Annotated in this window: 20 protein-coding genes; 6 read left to right on the top strand and 14 right to left on the bottom strand. The window is 70.3% G+C overall.

Annotation, left to right across the window (positions count from 1 at the left end):
* Positions 1–11: 11 nt before the first annotated feature.
* Genes VH569_RS18265 through VH569_RS18255 form a run of 3 tightly spaced genes read right to left on the bottom strand, consistent with a single transcriptional unit; the run spans position 12 to position 2,383 of the window.
* The gene (locus tag VH569_RS18265) at positions 12–1,373 is read right to left on the bottom strand and encodes an ATP-binding protein (RefSeq protein ID WP_423316793.1); all 1,362 of its coding nucleotides are present in this window, start codon (positions 1,371–1,373) and stop codon (positions 12–14) included.
* Between the two features lie 22 nt (positions 1,374–1,395).
* Positions 1,396–2,055 (bottom strand): response regulator, encoded by a 660-nt coding sequence (locus VH569_RS18260; RefSeq protein ID WP_423316791.1) that lies wholly within the window; start codon positions 2,053–2,055, stop codon positions 1,396–1,398.
* A 4-nt stretch (positions 2,056–2,059) separates the two neighbouring features.
* On the bottom strand, positions 2,060–2,383 hold the full coding sequence (locus tag VH569_RS18255; protein WP_423316789.1) for a PepSY domain-containing protein: 324 nt from the start codon (positions 2,381–2,383) through the stop codon (positions 2,060–2,062).
* Positions 2,384–2,598: 215 nt separating this feature from the next.
* Between VH569_RS18255 and VH569_RS18250 the strand changes: the two genes are divergently transcribed.
* Genes VH569_RS18250 through VH569_RS18230 form a run of 5 tightly spaced genes read left to right on the top strand, consistent with a single transcriptional unit; the run spans position 2,599 to position 4,641 of the window.
* Positions 2,599–3,033 carry a cytochrome c maturation protein CcmE gene (locus VH569_RS18250; protein WP_423316787.1) on the top strand — a complete coding sequence of 145 codons (435 nt, stop codon included), beginning with the start codon at positions 2,599–2,601 and terminating at the stop codon, positions 3,031–3,033.
* Between the two features lie 12 nt (positions 3,034–3,045).
* Positions 3,046–3,177 carry a hypothetical protein gene (locus VH569_RS18245; protein WP_423316785.1) on the top strand — a complete coding sequence of 44 codons (132 nt, stop codon included), beginning with the start codon at positions 3,046–3,048 and terminating at the stop codon, positions 3,175–3,177.
* Between the two features lie 24 nt (positions 3,178–3,201).
* Positions 3,202–3,738: a hypothetical protein gene (locus VH569_RS18240; RefSeq protein WP_423316783.1), complete on the top strand. Its 537-nt coding sequence runs from the start codon at positions 3,202–3,204 to the stop codon at positions 3,736–3,738.
* Entirely contained in the window at positions 3,735–4,181 is a 447-nt protein-coding gene (locus VH569_RS18235; RefSeq protein ID WP_423316782.1) for a DUF1924 domain-containing protein, read from the top strand. The genes VH569_RS18240 and VH569_RS18235 overlap by 4 nt, the downstream gene beginning before the upstream one ends.
* Positions 4,182–4,191: 10 nt before the next feature.
* A complete protein-coding gene (locus tag VH569_RS18230; RefSeq protein ID WP_423316780.1) occupies positions 4,192–4,641 on the top strand; it encodes a cytochrome C in 450 nt (149 codons plus the stop codon).
* A gap of 167 nt (positions 4,642–4,808) precedes the next feature.
* Here VH569_RS18230 and VH569_RS18225 read toward each other — a convergent pair whose 3' ends face one another.
* From VH569_RS18225 to fliF, 10 genes are all read right to left on the bottom strand, one after another.
* On the bottom strand, positions 4,809–5,162 hold the full coding sequence (locus VH569_RS18225) for a hypothetical protein (protein ID WP_423316778.1): 354 nt from the start codon (positions 5,160–5,162) through the stop codon (positions 4,809–4,811).
* A complete protein-coding gene (locus VH569_RS18220) occupies positions 5,159–7,063 on the bottom strand; it encodes a hypothetical protein (RefSeq protein WP_423316777.1) in 1,905 nt (634 codons plus the stop codon). The genes VH569_RS18225 and VH569_RS18220 overlap by 4 nt, the downstream gene beginning before the upstream one ends.
* Before the next feature lie 19 nt (positions 7,064–7,082).
* The gene (locus tag VH569_RS18215; RefSeq protein ID WP_423316776.1) at positions 7,083–7,880 is read right to left on the bottom strand and encodes a MinD/ParA family protein; all 798 of its coding nucleotides are present in this window, start codon (positions 7,878–7,880) and stop codon (positions 7,083–7,085) included.
* A complete protein-coding gene (locus VH569_RS18210; protein WP_423316774.1) occupies positions 7,877–9,157 on the bottom strand; it encodes a GTPase in 1,281 nt (426 codons plus the stop codon). Before VH569_RS18210 ends, VH569_RS18215 begins: the two co-directional genes overlap by 4 nt.
* Before the next feature lie 46 nt (positions 9,158–9,203).
* Positions 9,204–11,375 (bottom strand): flagellar biosynthesis protein FlhA, encoded by a 2,172-nt coding sequence (flhA, locus tag VH569_RS18205; protein WP_423316772.1) that lies wholly within the window; start codon positions 11,373–11,375, stop codon positions 9,204–9,206.
* Positions 11,376–11,416: 41 nt separating this feature from the next.
* On the bottom strand, positions 11,417–12,973 hold the full coding sequence (locus VH569_RS18200; protein ID WP_423316770.1) for a sigma-54-dependent transcriptional regulator: 1,557 nt from the start codon (positions 12,971–12,973) through the stop codon (positions 11,417–11,419).
* Between the two features lie 4 nt (positions 12,974–12,977).
* Positions 12,978–13,916 carry a motility protein A gene (locus VH569_RS18195; protein ID WP_423316768.1) on the bottom strand — a complete coding sequence of 313 codons (939 nt, stop codon included), beginning with the start codon at positions 13,914–13,916 and terminating at the stop codon, positions 12,978–12,980.
* Positions 13,916–14,233: a flagellar motor switch protein FliN gene (fliN, locus tag VH569_RS18190; protein ID WP_098737805.1), complete on the bottom strand. Its 318-nt coding sequence runs from the start codon at positions 14,231–14,233 to the stop codon at positions 13,916–13,918. Before fliN ends, VH569_RS18195 begins: the two co-directional genes overlap by 1 nt.
* Before the next feature lie 34 nt (positions 14,234–14,267).
* The gene (locus VH569_RS18185; protein WP_423316766.1) at positions 14,268–15,044 is read right to left on the bottom strand and encodes a FliH/SctL family protein; all 777 of its coding nucleotides are present in this window, start codon (positions 15,042–15,044) and stop codon (positions 14,268–14,270) included.
* A 62-nt stretch (positions 15,045–15,106) separates the two neighbouring features.
* The gene (fliF, locus tag VH569_RS18180) at positions 15,107–16,768 is read right to left on the bottom strand and encodes a flagellar basal-body MS-ring/collar protein FliF (RefSeq protein WP_423316764.1); all 1,662 of its coding nucleotides are present in this window, start codon (positions 16,766–16,768) and stop codon (positions 15,107–15,109) included.
* A gap of 651 nt (positions 16,769–17,419) precedes the next feature.
* On the opposite strand from fliF, the gene VH569_RS18175 reads away from it, so the two are divergent.
* Positions 17,420–17,941, top strand: a complete 522-nt coding sequence (locus VH569_RS18175) for a helix-turn-helix domain-containing protein (protein ID WP_423316762.1) — start codon at positions 17,420–17,422, stop codon at positions 17,939–17,941.
* A 30-nt stretch (positions 17,942–17,971) separates the two neighbouring features.
* Here VH569_RS18175 and VH569_RS18170 read toward each other — a convergent pair whose 3' ends face one another.
* A complete protein-coding gene (locus VH569_RS18170; RefSeq protein WP_376960020.1) occupies positions 17,972–18,580 on the bottom strand; it encodes a transcriptional regulator in 609 nt (202 codons plus the stop codon).
* Between the last annotated feature and the right edge of the window lie 193 nt (positions 18,581–18,773).

Below are 18,773 nucleotides of genomic sequence, written 5' to 3'. Positions count from 1 at the left end.
GCGGCCCCTTCTCATCCCGCAGCCGCCGGCAGACGCAACACTGCCCTCAGCCCGCCCAGCGGCGAGGCGTCCAGCCTGACGTCGCCGCCATAGAGCCGGGCCACATCCCGCACCACCGCAAGGCCGAGCCCCGTTCCCGGCATGCTTTCGTCCAGCCGCACCCCCGGCTCCAGCGCCGCGTCGCTGCTGTCGCCGGGCAGGCCGGGGCCGTCGTCGTCGAGCGTGACGCTCAGCATGTCGCCGGTCTCGGCCCGGCAGGTCACCTCGATCCGGCCGCGCGCCCATTTGCAGGCATTGTCCAGCAGGTTGCCCAGCATCTCGTCCAGATCCTCGCGCTCGCCGGCGAACAGCAGGCCGGCGGGGACATCGATGCGGATCTCCGGGGCCGACGCCGCATGCAGCTTGCGCATCACCCGCGCCAGCGCCGCGACGCAGTCCGCCACCGGCGTGCCGGCGCCCGGCACGCCGCGGGCGGCGGCGGCGCGGGCGCGGGCCATATGATGGTCGAGGTGGCGGCGCATCAGCTCCACCTGCCGGACCATCGCCGGCCCCACCGCGCGCGCGTTGCGCTCGTCCAGCGCGCCGGCCTCGTTCGCCAGCACGGCGAGGTTGGTCTTCAGCGCATGGGCCAGATTGCCGGCCTGCAGGCGCCCGCGGCCGACGACCTCCTCGGCGTGGGCCAGCAGCGCGTTCAGATCCTCCACCAGCGGCCGGATTTCCGTCGGCATCGTCCCGTCGAAGCGCTTCTTGCGGCCTCCGCGCACCTCGGTCAGCTCGCCGCGCAGGCGGGACAGCGGGCGCAGCCCGATCTGCACCTGGATCAGCGCCGCGGCGATCAGGGCGGCGGCCAGCACCGCCAGCGACAGGGCCAGCGTGGCGTTGAAGGCGCGGGTGACGCCGGCAAGCTCGGCCCGGTCGGCGGCGACGGCGATGCGGACCGGCTCCGTCCGCTCGGGCAGCAGGACGAAGCGCTCCAGCACGATCAGCGACTGGTTGGCCGGACCGGCGGCGTCGTGCCGGTGCAGCCCGCCGCTCTCCACCCGGTCATCGGGCAGGTCCAAGACGCTGTCCCACAGCGAGCGCGAGCGCAGCGGCGCCGCTTCACTCTCCCCCACCTGCCAGTAGAGCCCCGACAGCGGCCGGCGGAAGCGCGGATCGCTGAGCGGCTGGCGCAGCGCCGGCTTGCCGTCGGCATCGATCTCCAGCACCGCGGCCAGCTGTTCCAGATGGTTGGCCAGTTCGGCATCGAAGCGCTGGCGGACATGGGTCTGGAACAGGTCGGCGATGATCCATCCCGCCAGCATCAGCGCCAGCGCCACCCACACGGCGGCACCGGCCAGCAGGCGGAAGCGCAGCGACTCCATCCATCCCATGACCTGCTCCCCAGCCTTTCCCTCAGGGCTCGTCCGCGCGATAGCCCAGCCCGCGCACCGTCCGGATCACGTCCACCCCCAGCTTGCGGCGCAGGCGGCCGACGAAGACCTCGATGGTGTTGGAATCTCGGTCGAAATCCTGGGCGTAGACATGTTCGGTCAGCTCGGTGCGCGACACCGTCTGCCCCTTGCGGTGCATCAGGTAGGACAGCACCCGGTATTCGAAGGCGGTCAGCTCGACCGGCTGGCCATCCACCGTGACCCGCCCGGTCCGGGTGTCGAGCACCACGGGGCCGCAGGCGATCTCGGCGCTGGCATGGCCCTTGGCGCGGCGGATCAGCGCGCGGATGCGGGCCAGCAGCTCCTCCATGCTGAAGGGCTTCGCCAGGTAATCGTCGGCGCCGGCATCGATGCCCTGCACCTTCTCGTTCCAGGCATCGCGCGCGGTCAGGATCAGCACCGGCACGGCCACCCCCGCCCGCCGCCACGAGCGCAGCACCGTCAGCCCGTCGATCTTCGGCAGGCCAAGATCGAGGATCGCCGCGTCATAGGGCTCGGTCTCGCCCAGGAAGCGGCCCTCCTCGCCATCGGCGGCGGTGTCCACCGCATAGCCTTCGCCTTCCAGCCGCTGTTTCAGCTGCCGGGCCAGTTCGGCGGTGTCCTCGACGACCAGCACGCGCATGCTGTTATCTCCTCCCGCCGTGGGACTGGTGGCGGCCCCTGCTTCGCAGCAGCTCCCCGGTGGCGGCGTCATAGTCGAGCTTCATGATCCGGCCGTCCGGCGCGATCAGCTTCAGCTCGTACTGGAAGCCGTCCTCCTCGTCCTCAAGATCGACGTCGAGCACCTCGCCGCCGAACCGCTGTCTGGCGCTTTCGACAATGCGCTCCAGCGGCAGGATGCGGCCCTCGCGCAGGGCGGCGCGGGCGCGTTCATGGTCGTCGCCGGCCTGTGCCGCCGGTCCTGCCGCAAGGAGCAGGGCAACAAGGAGCAATGCGGGACCGGTCCTCATGATCGACCTCTCTGCCGGGGACAGCATCGCGCATCGGGGACGCGCGTTCGAACCAGCATATCGTCGCATCCCTGAACCGGCGCTGAATGCGCGCTTTCTGCCGTCTCCAGCCTGAACGGCGGATGAACGGCCCGTTCAGGCTCGGGTCAGGCCGGGTGGCGCAGGGTGTGGTCCATCGGGCGCTTCGGCGCTCCTCCCACACCCCAGGTGATGCCATGCTGAAAACCGCCCTCCTCACCACCCTCCTCGCCGCCACGCTTGGCGCCAGTGCCGCCCGTGCCGACGACGACCACCGCCGCGCCGCCGCGGTCCAGCCCGCCAGCCCGCAATCCATCGCCGAGGTGACGAAGGCCGGCGGCGGCACCGTCGCCGGCACGGTCGAGAAGGTCGCGGCGAACTGGTTCGTCCTGACCGACGGCCGCGACCGCATCGATGTCGCCAGCCGCGGCTTCCTTCCCGACGGCATCCAGTCCGGCGACCAGATCACCGTGGTTGGCGGCGTCAGCCAGGGCGCGATCCAGGCCGGTCAGATCATCCGCCAGGACGGCACCGCCTTCGGCCGCGACGCCCTGCGGATGCAGGAAGGCCGCCGCCACGGCGATGAGAAGGGCCATGGACAGCGCCGGCACGGCGACCGCGACGACGACTGAGCGGGGGTCGCCATGCTGAAGAGGATGATCCTCCACACCCTGCTCACCGCCCTGGTCATCGGCGCTCTCGCCGCCGCTTATCAGGCCAGGGCGGACGGCGCCGCGGGCATCGTCGCCCTGCTGACCACCGGCAACGGCGACTGACCTCATACGAGAACGGAGACCGCCATGTCCGCCCGCAAGCCAAGTGCCGCCGAGATGACCGCGCTGCTGGCCTTCCACGCCACCGTCTCGGGCGCCTTCATCGTCGCCTACCTGACCGGCGACGAGGACAGCTACGGCATGCATGTCTTCGCCGGCTATGCCGTCCTCGCCGCCATCCTCCTGCGCGTCGGGGCCGGCCTGCTGGCTCCGGCGGGAAGCCCGCTGCGCCTGCCCCGGCCTTCCGCCAGGGCGGTGACGGCATGGCTCGGGCGGCTGTTCGCCGGTGACGCGAAGGCCCGGACGGAACGCAGCCCGCTGACCGCCTGGATGGCCGCCGCCCTTCTGGCCGGGGTCGGGCTGGCGGCGGCGAGCGGTGCCGTCGCCGATTTCTTCGTCACGGTCGAGCATCTGCACAAGGAGATCGGCGAGGCCTCCCTCCCGCTGATCCTGGCGCACATCGCCCTGGTGTTCGCGCTGCATGGCCTGAAGCGGTTGCCGCCCGGCCTTGCATCGCGCTGGACGGCGTGGCGTTCAACCCCGACCAACCGGATGATCCCATGAAGACGATCCTTCTTCTCGCCGCCACTGTGGCGTTCGGCACCGGCGTCGCGCTGGCGGCGTCGGGCGATCCGGCCCAAAATCCGGCCCAAAATCCGGAACGTGCCCGCATCCTCGACGGCTACGCCGCCCAGGCCAAGGCGCCCGACTTCACCGGCTTCTCGGCGGAGCGCGGGCAGGCGCTGTATCTCGGCCCGCATGCCGGCGGCACGGTGGCCGACACCCCCGCCTGTGCCAGTTGCCACACCCGCGACCCCGCCGGGACCGGCCGCCATTACAAGACCGGCCGCGACATCCTGCCGATGGCGGTGTCCGCCAATCCCAAGCGCTTCACCGACCCCGCCGAGGTCGAGAAGCGGTTCGGGCGCGACTGCATCAACGTCCTCGGCCGCGCCTGCACCGCGCGGGAGAAGGGCGACTTCATTACCTTTCTGTCGAACCGATAGGGAGCAGCCGATGCGTTCCGACCCAAAATCCCGCAAGCTCGCCGCCTTCGCCGCCCTCACCCTGCTGGCCCTGACCGCCGGACCGGCAACGGCCGGCGAGTTCGAGCGGGTGCCCCCCGTCACCGATGCCGCCACCCGGAAGGAATGCGGCGAGTGCCACATGGCCTTTCAGCCCGGCCTGCTGCCGGCGGCGTCCTGGAACCGCATCATGGACGGCCTTCAAAACCATTTCGGCGAGAATGCCAGCCTGCCGGCCGACACCGCCGCGGCCATCCGCAGCTATCTGACGCAGACTGCCGGAAGCGGCGACGGCCGTCTGATCCGCATCACCGAACAGCGCTGGTGGCTGCGCAAGCACGATTTCGACCCGTCGATCTGGAGCCGCAGGACGGTCGCCGCCAAAAGCAACTGCGAGGCCTGCCACCGCACCGCGGCGCAGGGGCTCTATGAGGACGACTGATACCGCCGAGCATAAGTCCTGACTTATGCTCGGCGGTAAGGGCCGCGACCGCGGCCCCGCAGGCCCATGCCTGCGAAGGCAAGCGGCCGGATGGTCGCGCCCGCCGATTGAGGGGGAGCGTAAAGCCTGATGTGTCAGGCTTTACGCTCGATAGTATGCCCCCCTTGTCAGAGCCGGCGCAGCCGCCCCAGCAGCGACGGGTTGTCCCAGGTCGGCTGCCGGTCCTCGATCACCACGCGGTGGGGCAGGGGGGCGTCGCCCTCCACCGTCACCTCGACCCAGCGCGGCACCAGCTCGTTGTTGATGTCGTCCAGAATGGCGACGGCCAGCGCCTCCAGCCCGTCGCCAAAGCCGGCGAACTCCGCCAGATAGGCCACGACCGACGCCGGATCGGGCACCAGCAGGTCGGGCACCAGCCGCAGGGTCAGCCGCACCCCCGGCAGCGGTTCGCCGCGCAGCTCCACCAGGAAATCGTGGCGGGCGTCGGGGGAAGGGCGGGTGGACAGCCGCTCCCGCCTCATGCCGACACCCCCAGCCCGGCTTGGCCGGCGCGGGTCAGCTTCACCCAGCTACGCGCGCCCGACTGGAAGGACAGGCCGCCGGTGTAGCCGACGGCGCGCACGCTGTCGGCGAAAATCTGGATCAGCTCCACCCGCAGCTCCGGAGGCAGGGCGGCATGGCTGCGCAGGATCAGGTCGAAATGGTTGGGCCGCACCAGACCGTCCAGCTGCATCGGCCCGAACCGGCTGAGGTCGAGGTCGATGACGAAGCGGCTGCCGGGCTTCGACCGCTCGCCGCCGCCGCTTTCCTCGTCCTCCTGCAACGGGTGGACATGCAGCCTGATCGGCTTCGGCCCGTTCGCGTCCATCAGCGGGATGGTGTAGCTGCGCCAGTCGCCCGGCAGCGGTTCCGCCGCCTCGCGGCGCAGCCCGTCGAAATCCTTCTCCAGCCGCTCCAGCAGGTCGCGCCGCCCCGCCTTGTCGAGGGCGGAGGCGGCATCGTCGCCCAGCCAGCCCTGCGCGTCGCCGCCGCGCATCGCCGACAGGAAGAAGCCCAGCGCCGCGGTCAGCTTGCGGTTCGGCTGCGGCATCGTCGCCAGCATCCCCTTGGCCGCCGCCGGATCGGCCGCCGCCAGCGTCGCCATCAGCTGCCGCATCGCCGGCCAGTCGCGCCCGTCTAGCGGTCCCGGCGGGCCGGGCAGGGTGGGGGCCGCTGCCTGGGTGGCGCGGGCGAGGTCGGCCAGCGCCGCCGTCACCGTGGCCCCCTGCGGCAGGCTGGCCGGAACGTTCAGCGCCAGCATGCCCTGTTTGGTCGCCAGGATCGGCTGGCCCTGCGGCGTGCTGCCGGCCACCGTGCCGCGCAGGATGGGGGTGTCGGGCGGCAGGGCCGGCTCGTCGGCCTGCGGCGTCGGCAGAGCGGCGGCCTGCCCGCCTGCCTGCTGGCCGGATTGGCTGCCCGCCTGCTGATTGCGCCCGTTGGCCTCCGGATTGCCGGCCCCCGGATTACCCGGCTGTTGGGGCTGTTGCGGCGGCGGGGTGATCGTCAGGATCTTCAGCGCCACCGTGGCGCCGCGCGGCAGGTCGGGCGGTTCGGGATTGCCGCCGGCTTCCCCCGGTGGGGTCGAGCCCGATGCGTTGGAGCCGGGCGGAGTGGGTGCCGTCGGCGTCTCGGCGCCGGGATGGGCCGCGTTGCCGCCCAACTGGACCGGCGTGCCGAAGGTGGCGCTGCCGCCGCCCATGGTCGGGGCGGGCGTGGAGGGTCCGGCCGTCGCCGCGGCGGGCGTCCCGGCGGCCGGAGCCTCCGGCTTCGCGGTCCCGGCTGGGGCGGCGGGGGCCGGTGCCGTGGGTGCCGGCTGCGCCGGGGGCGCGGCGGCGGTCGGCAGCTTGGCGCCCGACCCGCCGGCCAGCACCAGCGCCGGCACGACGGTGCCCGGCAGCAGCGGCGGCAGGGTGGTCGGGACGATGGTCGGCGTCGGGGTGGGCAGCAGCACGGCGGGCGTGGCGCCGCTGCCCGCCGCCGGGGTCGGTGCCGCTCCGCCAGCCTGCCCGGCGTTTTGCGGCGTGGCCGGGCTCGCCAGCGATTGCAGCAGGATCAGCGCCGTCGGCTTGCCCGGCAGCGCCGTGGCCGGGGCGCCCGTCGGGGCCGCGCTGCCGGGGGTCAGCTGCACGGTGACCGGCTTGTCCGGCGGCAGCTCCACCGCGCTGTCGAGCAGCAGTTCGCCCGCCGCGGTGCGCACGCGGGTCAACCCCTCCGGCGTCTGGCCGGCGACGGTGCCGGTCAGCACCACCGGGCGGGTGACCTCCGGCAGCCGTTCGGGAAGCTGGACGACCGTGGCCTCGGCCGTGACGGGGGCGGGCGCGGCGGGGGCTGCCGCGGCGGTGGCGGCGGCCGGCGTGACCGACGGTGGGATCGCCCCGCCCATGCCCGCCCGTCCCGGCCGGTTACCGGGCGCTGGCGAGCAGCCGCTGCACGATGGCCTCGACGTCGCGGGCCGCGTCGCTGGCGGGCGAGCGGGTCAGCAGCGGGGTCTGGTTGCGGATGGCGTCGCGCACCTTCAGGTCGCGGCGGATGATGCCCGCCAGCGCCGGCTTGTATTTCAGGAAGTTCTGGCAGGCCTTCAGGATGGTGCCGTAGGTCCGCTCGCCGTCCTTCACGCTCTGCGCCATGTTCACCACGATCCGCAGGTCGGCCGACGGGTTGGTGGCATGGGTCAGCTTGATGAAGGCATAGGCGTCGGTCAGCGAGGTCGGCTCGTCCGTCGTCACCACCAGCGTGATGCCGGCCGGACCCGACAGGGTGCGCACCGTGCGGTCGACGCCGGCGCCCATGTCCATCACCACCCGGTCATAGCTCCGCGCCAGCTCCAGCAGGTCGTTGCGCAAGGACGACAGGCGCTGGCTCGGCAGCTGCGCCAGCGTGCCCGAGCCCGAACGGCCGGCGATGATGTCGAAGCCGGTGTCGGTGAAGCGCTGCGCCGCTTTGGCCAGCGTCACCTCGCCGTTGATGACGGCGCCCAGATCGTTCTTGGGCGAGAATCCCAGCTGGATGTCGACGTTGGCGAGCCCGAGATCGCCGTCGAACAGCAGGGTGTTCATGCCCGCCTTGGTCAGGGCGTGGCTGAGCGTGATCGAGAACCACGTCTTGCCGACGCCGCCCTTTCCACTGGCCACGGCGATGACGTTGGCGCCGCGCAGCGGGCGAACGTTCTTTAGGGCGGCCGGGAACACCGGATCGGTCATGGCAGGGTCCTCGACGAGGGGGAACTGGCGGCTTTAGCCTTGGTTGCGGGTTTTGCGGTTGCGGGTTTCGTTGGCTTGGCCGCCGCGGCGGCCCTGCGCGGTGGTGGCGGCGGCGGTGCCGGCTCGATCTCCGGTTCCCCATCCTCCAGATCCTCAGCCTCATACCCCCGCCCGAAGCTCGGCTTGCGCTCGGGGGTGCGGTCCGGCTCGTGGTCCTGATGGCCCTCGTCGTCGTCCTCGTCCCAGCCTGTGCTCCGGGCGGAGCGGCGCGGCGCCGATTCCTTGACGGCGGGCGCCTTCTCCTCGGCCGGGATCATCATGCGGGCGAGCGCCAGCGGGTTCAGCGCGGTCAGCCCCTCCGCCACCTTGGACGAGATGCTGGCGTCGCAGAAGGACAGCCGGGCCCGCGCGGCGATGGCAAGGACGCTGCCCAGCCGGCGCGCAATGTCCAGCCGGGTGACCAGCATGCGCCGCACGCCGACCGCCTTGAAGGCCATCGCCATGTCGGCGGCCTCCAGCGCGTCGAGCCCGGCGGGCAGGACCAGGATCGGCTCCACCTCGCCGGCGGACAGCATGGCGCGCAGATCCTGCATGTCCTCGGCATCGAACGGGTTGCGCCCGGCGGTATCGACCAGGACCAGATCGGTCCGGCGATGCACCTCGAAGGCGCCGGCCAGCGCGTCGGGATCCTCCACCGTCGCCAGCTTCAGCTTCATCAGCCGGGTGAAGGCGGCCAGCTGGTCGACGCCGCCGGCCCGCACCGTGTCGGTGGTGATGACGCCGACCGAGCATTTCCGGAAGACGGCCCGCGCCGCCAGCTTGGCCGCGACCAGCGTCTTGCCGGACCCCGGCGGGCCGACCAGCGCCAGCGGCTTCACCGGCGACCGGCCGTCGGGCAGCGGGTTGAAGGTGAAATAGGAATCGAGCGCCGAGCCCAGGGCCAGCCGCGGATCCTCGGTGTCCAGCCCGGAGGCCGCGTCGATCAGCTGTTCGGCCAGCGACGCCGGCACGCCGTGGCGTTGCAGGGCGTCGGCCACCACCTCGCCCACGTCGATCTCGGGTTCGACCGGCCTGGCCGGCGCCCTGCCGCGGCCGCCGCGCGCGGAACCGGATGCCGGGGCCGGCGGCAGGTCGTCCTCTTCCACCGCCGCCGTCACGCGCACGCCGCCGCCTTCCTCCTCGCGCGTGGCGACGATGATGGCGTCGTCGCCCAGCGACTGGCGCACCATCCGCATGGCGTCGGACATGGTCTTGGCGTGGAAGGACTTTAGCCGCATCGGCAGCGCCTTCCGTCAGCTAAGGGGATGGGAACGCCGCGCACCATCAGATCTGCCCCAGCGTCTTGATGCGGGCCTTCGGGTGGATCTCGTTCTGCGACATGACCACGGTCGCCGGCCGGAACCGCTCGACGATCGAGCGGACGAACGGACGGATCAGCGGGCTGGTCAATAGAACGGGGCTCTCGCCCATCATGGCATGTCGCTCGAAGGTTTGGCGGACGGAGGTGATGAACTGCTGCAGGCGGGACGGGGCCATCGTCAGCTGCCGGTCGTCGCCGTCGCCCACCAGCGATTCCGCGAAGCCCTGCTCCCATTCGGGCGACAGGGTGACGAGCGGGATGAAGCCCATCTCGTTGGTGTTCGCGTCGCAGATCTGCCGGGCAAGGCGGGACCGCACATGCTCGGTGATCTGGGTGATGCTGCGGGTCTGGCTGGTCGCTTCGGATACCCCTTCCAATATCGTGGGAAGATCCCGGATCGAAACCCGTTCGGCAAGGAGATTCTGCAACACCCGTTGCAGGCCGCCCACAGTGATCTGTCCGGGCACCACGTCGGCGATCAGCTTCTGGTGTTCCTTGTCGGTCTCGTCCAGCAGCTTCTGCGTCTCGGTGAAGGACAGCAGCTCCGGCATGTTGTCCTTGATCAGCTCGGTCAGGTGGGTGGTGACCACGGTCGACGGATCGACCACGGTGTAGCCCTTGAACAGAGCCTCCTCGCGGTATCCCGGCTCGATCCAGATGGCGGGCAGGCCGAAGGTCGGCTCCACCGTCTGCTCGCCGGGCAGGCTCATGGCGTCGCCGCGCGGGTCCATCACCAACAGCATGTTGGGCCGGATGTCGCCGCGCCCGGCCTCGATCTCCTTGATGCGGATGATGTAGGTGTTGGGCGGAAGCTGGAGGTTGTCCTGGATGCGCACCGCCGGCATGACGAAGCCGACCTCGCCGGCGATCTGCCGGCGCAGCCCCTTGATCTGGTCGGTCAGCCGGTGGCTGCCCGCCTGGGGCTGGTTGATCAGCGACAGCAGGCCGTAGCCCAGCTCCAGCCGGATCAGGTCGATGGCGAGCGCGGTGGCGATCGGTTCGTCCGGCGCCGGCCCGGCCCCCGGCATGCCGCCGGGGCCCGCCCCGGCCGCCGCCGCTTCCTCCGCCGCCGCGGCCTCTTCCGCCTCCTTCTTGGCGCGCAGGCGCGGCATGTACCAGGCGGCGAAGCCCACGATGCCGATGACCGGGGCCAGCGTCAGGATCGGCATGCCCGGCAGCAGGGCCAGCACGCCGACGGCGCCGGCCGACAGCGCCAGCGCCTGGCTGTGCCCGGTCAGCTGGCCCACCACCGCCTTGTCGGTGGAGCCGCCCATGCCGGCCTTCGACACCAGGAAGCCGGCGGAGATCGAGATCACCAGCGCCGGGATCTGCGACACCAGGCCGTCGCCGATGGTCAGCTTGGTGAAGGTGTCCAGCGCCGTCATCACCGGCATGTCGTGGCGCAGCACCGCGATGGTCACGCCGCCGATGATGTTGATGAACATGATCATCAGGCCGGCGACCGCGTCGCCCTTCACGAACTTCGACGCACCGTCCATCGAGCCGAAGAAGGCGCTTTCGTCCTCCAGCTCCTTGCGGCGGGCGCGGGCCGTGCTTTCCTCGATCATGCCGGCCGACAGGTCGGCGTCGATGGCCATCTGCTTGCCGGGCATGGCGTCGAGGGTGAAGCGCGCCGCCACTTCGGCGATGCGGCCCGAACCGGCGGTGATGACCTTGAAGTTCACGATGGTCAGGATGGCGTAGATGATCACGCCGATGACGAAATCGCCGCCCATGACGAGGCTGGCGAAGGCCTCGATCACATGGCCGGCGGCCGACGTCCCCTCATGCCCCTGCGTCAGGATCAGGCGCGTCGAGGCCATGTTCAGCGACAGGCGCAGCAGCGTGGTGATCAGCAGGATCGTCGGGTAGGACGACAGCTGGAGCGGCTTCTCGATGAACAGCACCACCATCAGGATCAGGATGGAGATGGTGACGTTCAGCCCCAGCATCATGTCGAGCATGACGGCGGGCAGCGGCATGATCAGCCCGACCACGACGATCAGGATGCCGATGGCCATCGCCACGTCGCCGCGCTTCAGCGACGCCTTGGTGACCGCCCACATCTCGCCGAAGGCGGCCATGTTGCCGGGACCGCCGCCCCCGCCGCCGCCATTATGCTCCGTCAGCGCCATGGATGCTCCCGCCGCTCAAGGTCCCGGTCCCGGACGGGGGATCAGGCCGTCGCCCGTTCGTCGTTGCCCGGGGTCGGCACGCTGCGGCCCTCGTCGCCATACTGCTTCAGTTTGTTGCGCAGCGTGCGGATCGAGATGCCCAGGATGTTGGCGGCGTGGGTGCGGTTGCCCAGGCAGTGGGTCAGCGTCTCCAGGATCAGGTCGCGCTCGACGTCGGCCACCGTGCGGCCGATCAGCGCGGCCAGACCGGCGCCGCTGGTGCCCGCGTTGGCGGCAGCCGCGGCGCTGCTGTTGGCGGCCATGCCGTAGGGGCCGGGCTTGCCGCCCTTGGGCGGGCCGTAGCCGGTCGCCCCATAGCTGCTGTTTGGAACGGCACCCTGCGGCGGCACGGCCGGCTGGCTGGCGGCGGCCGGAACCGTGCCGCCGGGACCGGCGAACGGGTTGGCGACCGGCGAATCCGACGGGATGGAGGCCTGGGCGCTGCCTTCCGGGGCCAGCATCTTGCTGGTCAGCATGATCGCTTCCGGCCCGACCTCTTCGCCGCGCGACAGCAGGACGGCGCGGTGCATGGTGTTTTCCAGCTCGCGCACGTTGCCGCGCCAGTGATGCGTCTTCAGCATCAGCATGGCGTCCTCGGTCAGGCGCTTGTCGCCCAGACCGTTGGCCTCCGCATATTTTTTCAGGAAATGCTCGGCGATCATCGGGATGTCGGCCGGGCGCTCGCGCAAGCTGGGGATCGCCACGCTGAACACGTTCAGGCGGAAATACAGATCCTCGCGGAAGTTGCCGGAGCGGACCTCCGCCTCCAGGTTGCGGTTGGAGGTGGCGATCAGGCGGACATTGACCCTCACCGGCTGGCTGGAGCCGATGCGGTCGATCTCCTTCTCCTGGATGGCGCGCAGCAGCTTGGCCTGGAGCCTGGGGTGCATCTCCGACAGCTCGTCCAGCAGCAGGGTGCCGTTGTTCGCTTCCTCGAACTTGCCGAGCCGCCGGGCGACGGCGCCGGTGAAGGCGCCCTTCTCGTGGCCGAACAGCTCCGATTCCAGCAAATTCTCCGGGATGGCGGCGCAGTTCACCGCGACGAACGGCTCGCCGGAGCGCCGGCTCTTGCGGTGGATGAAGCGGGCCATCAGCTCCTTGCCGGTGCCGCTCTCGCCGGTGATCATCACCGAGGCGTCGCTGGGCGCCACCTGCTCGGCAAGGCGCAGCGTCGCCAGCATCGCCGGGTCGCTGCACACGATGGAGTGGCTTTCCTCGGCCACCGCCTCCAGCACCGCGGCGATCAGCTCGGCATTGGGCGGCAGCGGCAGATACTCCTTGGCGCCGGCGCGGATGGCGCGCACGGCGGCGGCCGCATCGGTGCCGATGCCGCAGGCGACCACCGGTATGGTGATGCGCTCCGACTTCAGGCTGTCGATGAAGGTCGCGATGTCCAGCTTGACGTCGATCATCACCAGATCGGCACCGGCGGCGGCACGCAAGGCGGTCAGCGCCCCTTCGATGCTGTCGGTGTGCGACACCTTGGCCCCCCGCTTCATGGCGATCTTGCCGGCGGCGGTGATGTAGCCTTCCAACGTTCCAACGATCAGCAGACGCATAGCCTTACGCTCCCACTCTCGGGGCTTCCCGGTCGAAATACTGGATCCGCTTTCCAGGCGGCAGGACGGCGTTCAGGAGCATCTCCAGACGCCGCGGATTCTCCTGGCGCGCGATGGACACGGCGCCGATTGTATAGAGGGTCTTGACCAGCGCGTCCTCCTCCGCCGCCCGCTCCACCTTGGCGGCGAGCGGGGACAGGACGACGTTGCCGAGCACGGCCCCGTAGAAGGTCGTCAGCAGAGCCAGCGCCATCGCCGGCCCGATGGCCGACGGGTCGCTCAGGCTGCCCAGCATCTGCACCAGCCCGACCAGCGTGCCGATCAGCCCCATGGCCGGCGCCACTTCCGAGGCGCGGCGCAGCACGCCGGCGCTCTTGCCGTGGCCGCCGACGGTCGCCTCGACCTCGCCGGTCAGCATCCGCTCGATGGCGTCGGGCGGCAGCCCCTCGGTGATCAGGGTGACGCTGCGGTGCAGGAAGGGTTCGGCGCGCAGTTCCGGCAGGACGTTGCGCAGGGTTTCCGGCCCGGCCCGGCGGGCGGCCTCGGCCAGCAGCAGGACCTGTCGCGCCACGCCCTTGGGGTCAAGCGTCTGGTGGACCAGCACCGCCGCAGCGTTCTTCCACGCCACCGCCACGTCGCCCAGCGAGAAGGAGGCGGTGGTGACCGCCAGCGTCCCGCCCAGCACGATCAGCAGCGACGGCGGGTCGAGGAAGGCGCGCGCCGACCCGCCGGTGGTGATGGCGATCAGGATCACCCCGGCCGCCGCCGCCAGCCCGACCAGCGTCGCCACGTCCAGCCCGCCGCGCAGCCGCACGCTCCGCCCCGGCGCTGTCGCGCCGGTGGGATTGCCTGCCGCCGCCGGCTCGCCCTGCGCCGCGGCACGGGTGCCGCCGCCTTGGGCCGCCTTGGCACGGGCGCCGCCGGTGTCGGACGACACCGCCATCAGCCGCGGTCCGACTTGATGATTTCCGTCATGGTCACGCCCAGCCGGTCTTCCACCACCACCACCTCGCCGCGGGCGACCAGACGGTTGTTGACGTAGATGTCGATGGCCTCGCCGACCTTGCGGTCCAGCTCCACCACGGCGCCGCGGCCCAGCTTCAGCAGCTGCGCCACCTGCATGGTCGACTTGCCCAGCACTGCGGAGATCTGGACGGGGATGTCGTACACCGCCTCCAGGTCCTTGGTGATTCCAGGGCTGGCGTAGTCGTCGCCATCGCCGCCGTGCAGATCGTTCAGCGAGAAATTGTCGCTCGGCATGTCGGTCTCGGACCTCCTTCATTCCGGTCACCCCTTAGACGGGGGCCGGAGCCTCCAGCATGTGCGCCGCGCGGCGTTCGATTTCGTCCAGCAGCTGGGCGGTGTCCCGCTCCACGCCGCCTTCGGCCCATTCGATGCGGCAGCCGCCGGGAGCGACCGACGGATCGCCGATCACCATCAGCTTCGCCCCGAAGCCGCGCGATCCCACCGTCTCGTCGAGATGGTCGCGCACCAGCCCCATCGTGTCCTCCGCCACCCGGATGACCAGCCGCGGCTCGTCGATCAGGTCGGTCAGGCAGGCGCGGACCATTCCCTCCACCTCGACCATGCCGCCGCGCCGCGCCCATTCGGGCAACAGCTTGCGGACGATGGCGAGCGCCAGATGGACCGGCTGTTCGCTGCGCGCGGCGTTGCCCGCCTCGTGCGCCGCCAGCAGATGGGCCACCCCGTCGGCGATCTGGGAGAGCGCGTTGGCGATGCGGGCGTTCACCGTCGCCTCGATCTCCGTCTTGCCGCGCTCGTACCCGGTGTTCTGGCCGGCGGCCATGCCGTCGGTGAAGCCCTTGCCATAGCCCGCCGCGGTCCCTTCGGACTTGCCGGCGGCCATGCCCTCGTCATAGCCCTGGGCGCGGGCGGCGGCCAGCTCCGCCTCGCCGAAAGTCGGGGCCGGCGGCAGCTCCGGTTCCGGCTCGGGCTCCGGCATGGCCGACAGCTCGTCCTCGGGCAGCAGGTCGTCATCCTCCACATGGGTCATGCGGGGGACGGCGTCCACGTCGAAGGACTCGTCGAAGAGGAATTTGCGCACGCTCATCGCCGCGATCCCCCTTCGGACAATTGGGTTTCAGCCAGTGTGGGTTTGGAGGCCGGCATCGCTCAGCTCTCCTGATACAGCCAGTTGCGCAGGATGGAGACCGCTTCTTCCGGATGCTTGTCGACGATCTCGCCGACCTTGCGCAGGGAGGACGCGCGGACGCGGCCCTCCACCCGGTTGATGTCGATCATCTGCTCCAGCTCCTCGTCGGCCTGCGCCGCCTCCAGCGCCAGATCCTGGGCCAGCGCGCCGGTGGGGGCGGCGAGCGCGGCCGGCATGCCGGCCTGATCGGTCAGCAGGCGGTCCATCTCGTCCTCCTCCTGCATCTCCGCCTTCTCGAAGGCGCGGGAGATCAGCGGGCGGATGACCAGCAGGATGATGAGGACGGCGACGATGCCCAGGACCACCATCTCCGCGATGCGGAACAGGTCGTCCTTGGTCATGCCCATGAACAGCTCTTCGGGCTTCTGGATGTCGTCCTCGGGCGACCAGAAGCGCATGTTGATCACCTCCAGCGAGTCGCCGCGCACGGCGTCCAGCCCGACGGCGGACCGCACCAGCGCCTTGATGCTCTCGATCTCCTGCTCGCTGCGCGGCTGGTAGGCCGGCGGCGCGTCCTTGGAGAGCTGGTAGGTGCCGTCCACCAGCACGGCCACCGACAGGCGGCGGACCTGGCCGGCCTCGCGGACATGCGACTTGGTGGTCTTGGTGATCTCGTAGTTGATCGTCTCTTCGTTGCGGTTCGACTTGTTCGAGGACAGCGGGCTGGCGCTGCTGCTCGCCTGCGCCGTCGGCAGGTTCTGGTCCACCGTCACCGGGGCCAGCGGGTCGCGGTCGCTGCTTTCGCTCGACTCGGCCACCGTCTGGGTGGAGCGGACGACCTGGCTTTCCGGATCGAAGATTTCCGACTGGGTGGTGATGCGGTCGAAGTCGAGGTCGGCGGACACCTCCGCCCGGACCTTGCCGTAGCCCAGCGTGCGGCCCAGCAGATCCTCGACGGTGCGGGCCAGCCGGCCCTCATAGGCCTGCTTCTTCTCGTCCGCGTTGGCCGCCATCGCCTCGGCGCTGTCGTTGCCGGTGCCGCGGGCCAGCAGCTTGCCCTTGTCGTCGACGATGGAGATGCGGCCGGGGTCGAGGTTCGGCACCGAGGCGGCAATCAGCTGCTGGATCGCCTGGATGTTCTCACGACTCAGCTGGGTGCCGGGGCGCAGCTTCAGGAAGACGCTGGCGGTCGCCGGGTTCTGCTGGCGGGCGAACAGCTCGCGCTTGGGCAGCACCAGATGGACGCGGGCCTGCTGCACGCCGTTCAGCGTCTGCACCGTGCGCGCCATCTCGCCTTCCAGCGCGCGCAGGTGGTTGATGTTCTGCATGAAGCTGGTGGCGCCGAAGCCTTCGCCCTTGTCGAACAGCTCGTAGCCGACCGAACCGCCGGACGGCAGGCCCTGGGCCGCCATGCGCATGCGCATCGGCCCGACCTGATCGGCCGGGACCATGATCTTGGTGCCGGACTTGTCGACGGTGTAGGGGACCTTCGCCTCGTCCAGCTTCTTGGCGATGGCCGCCGCTTCCGTCTGCTGGAGTTCGGAATAGAGAAGTTCCATCTCCGGTGTGGAGAGCCGGGTGGTCAGATAGACGAAGAATCCGATCAGCAAGAGCCCGACGCCGCCGATCGCCGCGAGGCGGGCGGGCCCGAGATTGCGCAAGGTCTGCAGCAGGTTGTTCACGCGCGGTCCCCGATCGGAAGTCTTTCCGGCATGGTCTCCACACAGTCTCCGTTCGCGATTGCGAGACGGTTTGTGCAAGTTCCGCGCCGGGCTTGCCTACGTTGGGGCATGCTGCGGCGTCTTGATGAAGAGAGGGTTAATCGGCGGCAGTTTTTGCCGGGCGCCCGGCAAAATATGCCTAGTGCCCCGCAAATGTTGCAGCCCTGCGACCGCGCCGCCACAGCGTCTTCTGCAACTCTGGGTCACAATGCCGCAGCCGAACCGCGGCGTGGGCGGCATGACACCGATTGCGCGACTTTCGGTAAAATCATACCGCGCAATGCGCGATAAGAGTGCGGTCCTATGACCAACAGGGCGATTCTCGCGAACAGACGCCTGCCCAAAAGAGGTATCTGGTCCAGCCAAGGTTGACATCGGCAGAACCCGATCATAGCTGAGTTGCATTCCATGCCCGAAATCGGCCGATTCGTCTTCCCGGCGAGGTGTTTCCAGGCTCGGCCGCCGGAGGCGGTGCTTTGCGGCGGGTGCTGACCGGCCTTCGGGCCGGCAGGTGCCGACTGGCCTTGCGGCCGGCGGGTGCTGACCGGCCTCACGGCCGGCAGCGGGAATAATCGGCTGCCGGGACCAGTACAGGATCGAAGGGGAAGAGCTATGAAACGGCGTGGCCGCGAAAAGAAGGAAGGCCTGAACGAGGTCGATGTGTTCGTCGGCCAGCGCCTGCGGGAACTGCGCATGCTCGCAGGGCTCAGCCAGAGCGACGTCGCCTCGGCGCTGGGGCTGACCTTCCAGCAATTGCAGAAGTACGAGCGCGGTTTCAACCGCGTGTCCTCCAGCCGACTGTTCAAGCTGGGGCAGTTCTTCCGTGTCCCCGTCTCCGTCTTCTTCGAAGGGCTGGAGAACCGACAGGCGGCGGCGGAGGGCGGCGAGGTGCATGCCACCGGCGGCGGCGAGGAGCAGGAGAACACCCTGCAATCGCGCGAGGCGCTGATGCTGGCGCGCTATTTCCAGAGCATCCGCGATCCGCAGATCCGGGCCGCCATCCGCGAGCTGGCCGAGCGCTGCGCCGAGCAGCAGGCCGACGCCGGTGCATCTGCCGGCGGCACGGCGTCCAGCGGGGCGTCGGCGTCCAGGCGCGGCCGTGGCCGCCGGGCCGAGCAGGGCGGCCACGCCTGAGACCTTTTGCCGGAAACCGCCCGGACGCTTTCAGGCCGGCTTCAGCCGCCGGTAATGGTCCAGGAAGTCGGCCAGCGCCTCTTCCGGGCCGAGCGGCACGATGGCGGCCTCGTCGGGGTCCGGCAGGTCGCGCCAGTTGACGCGGTGCGGCGCGCAGAGGTCGCGCAGCTCGGTCGCCAGCGCCCGCTGGTCGGCCAGCTTGACCGCTTTCGGCTCCGGGTGGCGGAAGCCGAAGCGCAGGGCGAGTGCGCTCTTGATCGGCTCCACCGCCTGCCGGATGGCGTCGCGGCCGATCCGCACCTTCCACGGCGTCGGCCAGTCGCCGGTGAAGGCCTCTTCGCTGTCATGCATCAGCGCGTCGTAGGCGTAGCCGTCCGGCGCCAGCCGGCTGGCCAGCACGCAATGCTGGGCCACGCTGAAGAAGCGCTGGGTGTTGCCGACGAACCGGCACTGGTAGGCCAGCGGGCGGGCGATGTCCTCGATGTCGAAGGGGCCGAAGTCCGGGTTCTCCAGATCGACGGTGCGCCCCGAATAGGTGATCATGACCGCCGTCGGCTCGGGCACGTCGAGCAGATCGAACTGGTCGGGATGGGTGATGCGCGGCGACCCGCCGCGCCGCTTCGGCGCTGCTTTCTTCATGGTCCTCGAGTCTCTAGCAGATCGGCCGAAGCGCGCTCAACAGCGCGTCGGGCGGATGCGCTATGCCTGCCGTGCCCTTTCGAGAATCCCCGCCCCGCGTCCCCCTCACTCTAGCAGGCCGCGGAAAAAGGCTGTGCTGTGCTGACCAGTCGTGATTCTCTCCGGTTGAAGAGAAAGCGGCCGTTGGGGGGAT

Source organism: Azospirillum sp. 11R-A (assembly GCF_049472615.1).
Taxonomy (GTDB): domain Bacteria; phylum Pseudomonadota; class Alphaproteobacteria; order Azospirillales; family Azospirillaceae; genus Azospirillum; species Azospirillum palustre.
Note: the sequence above shows the minus strand (reverse complement) of the source record. Positions and strands in the feature narration are given on the sequence as shown.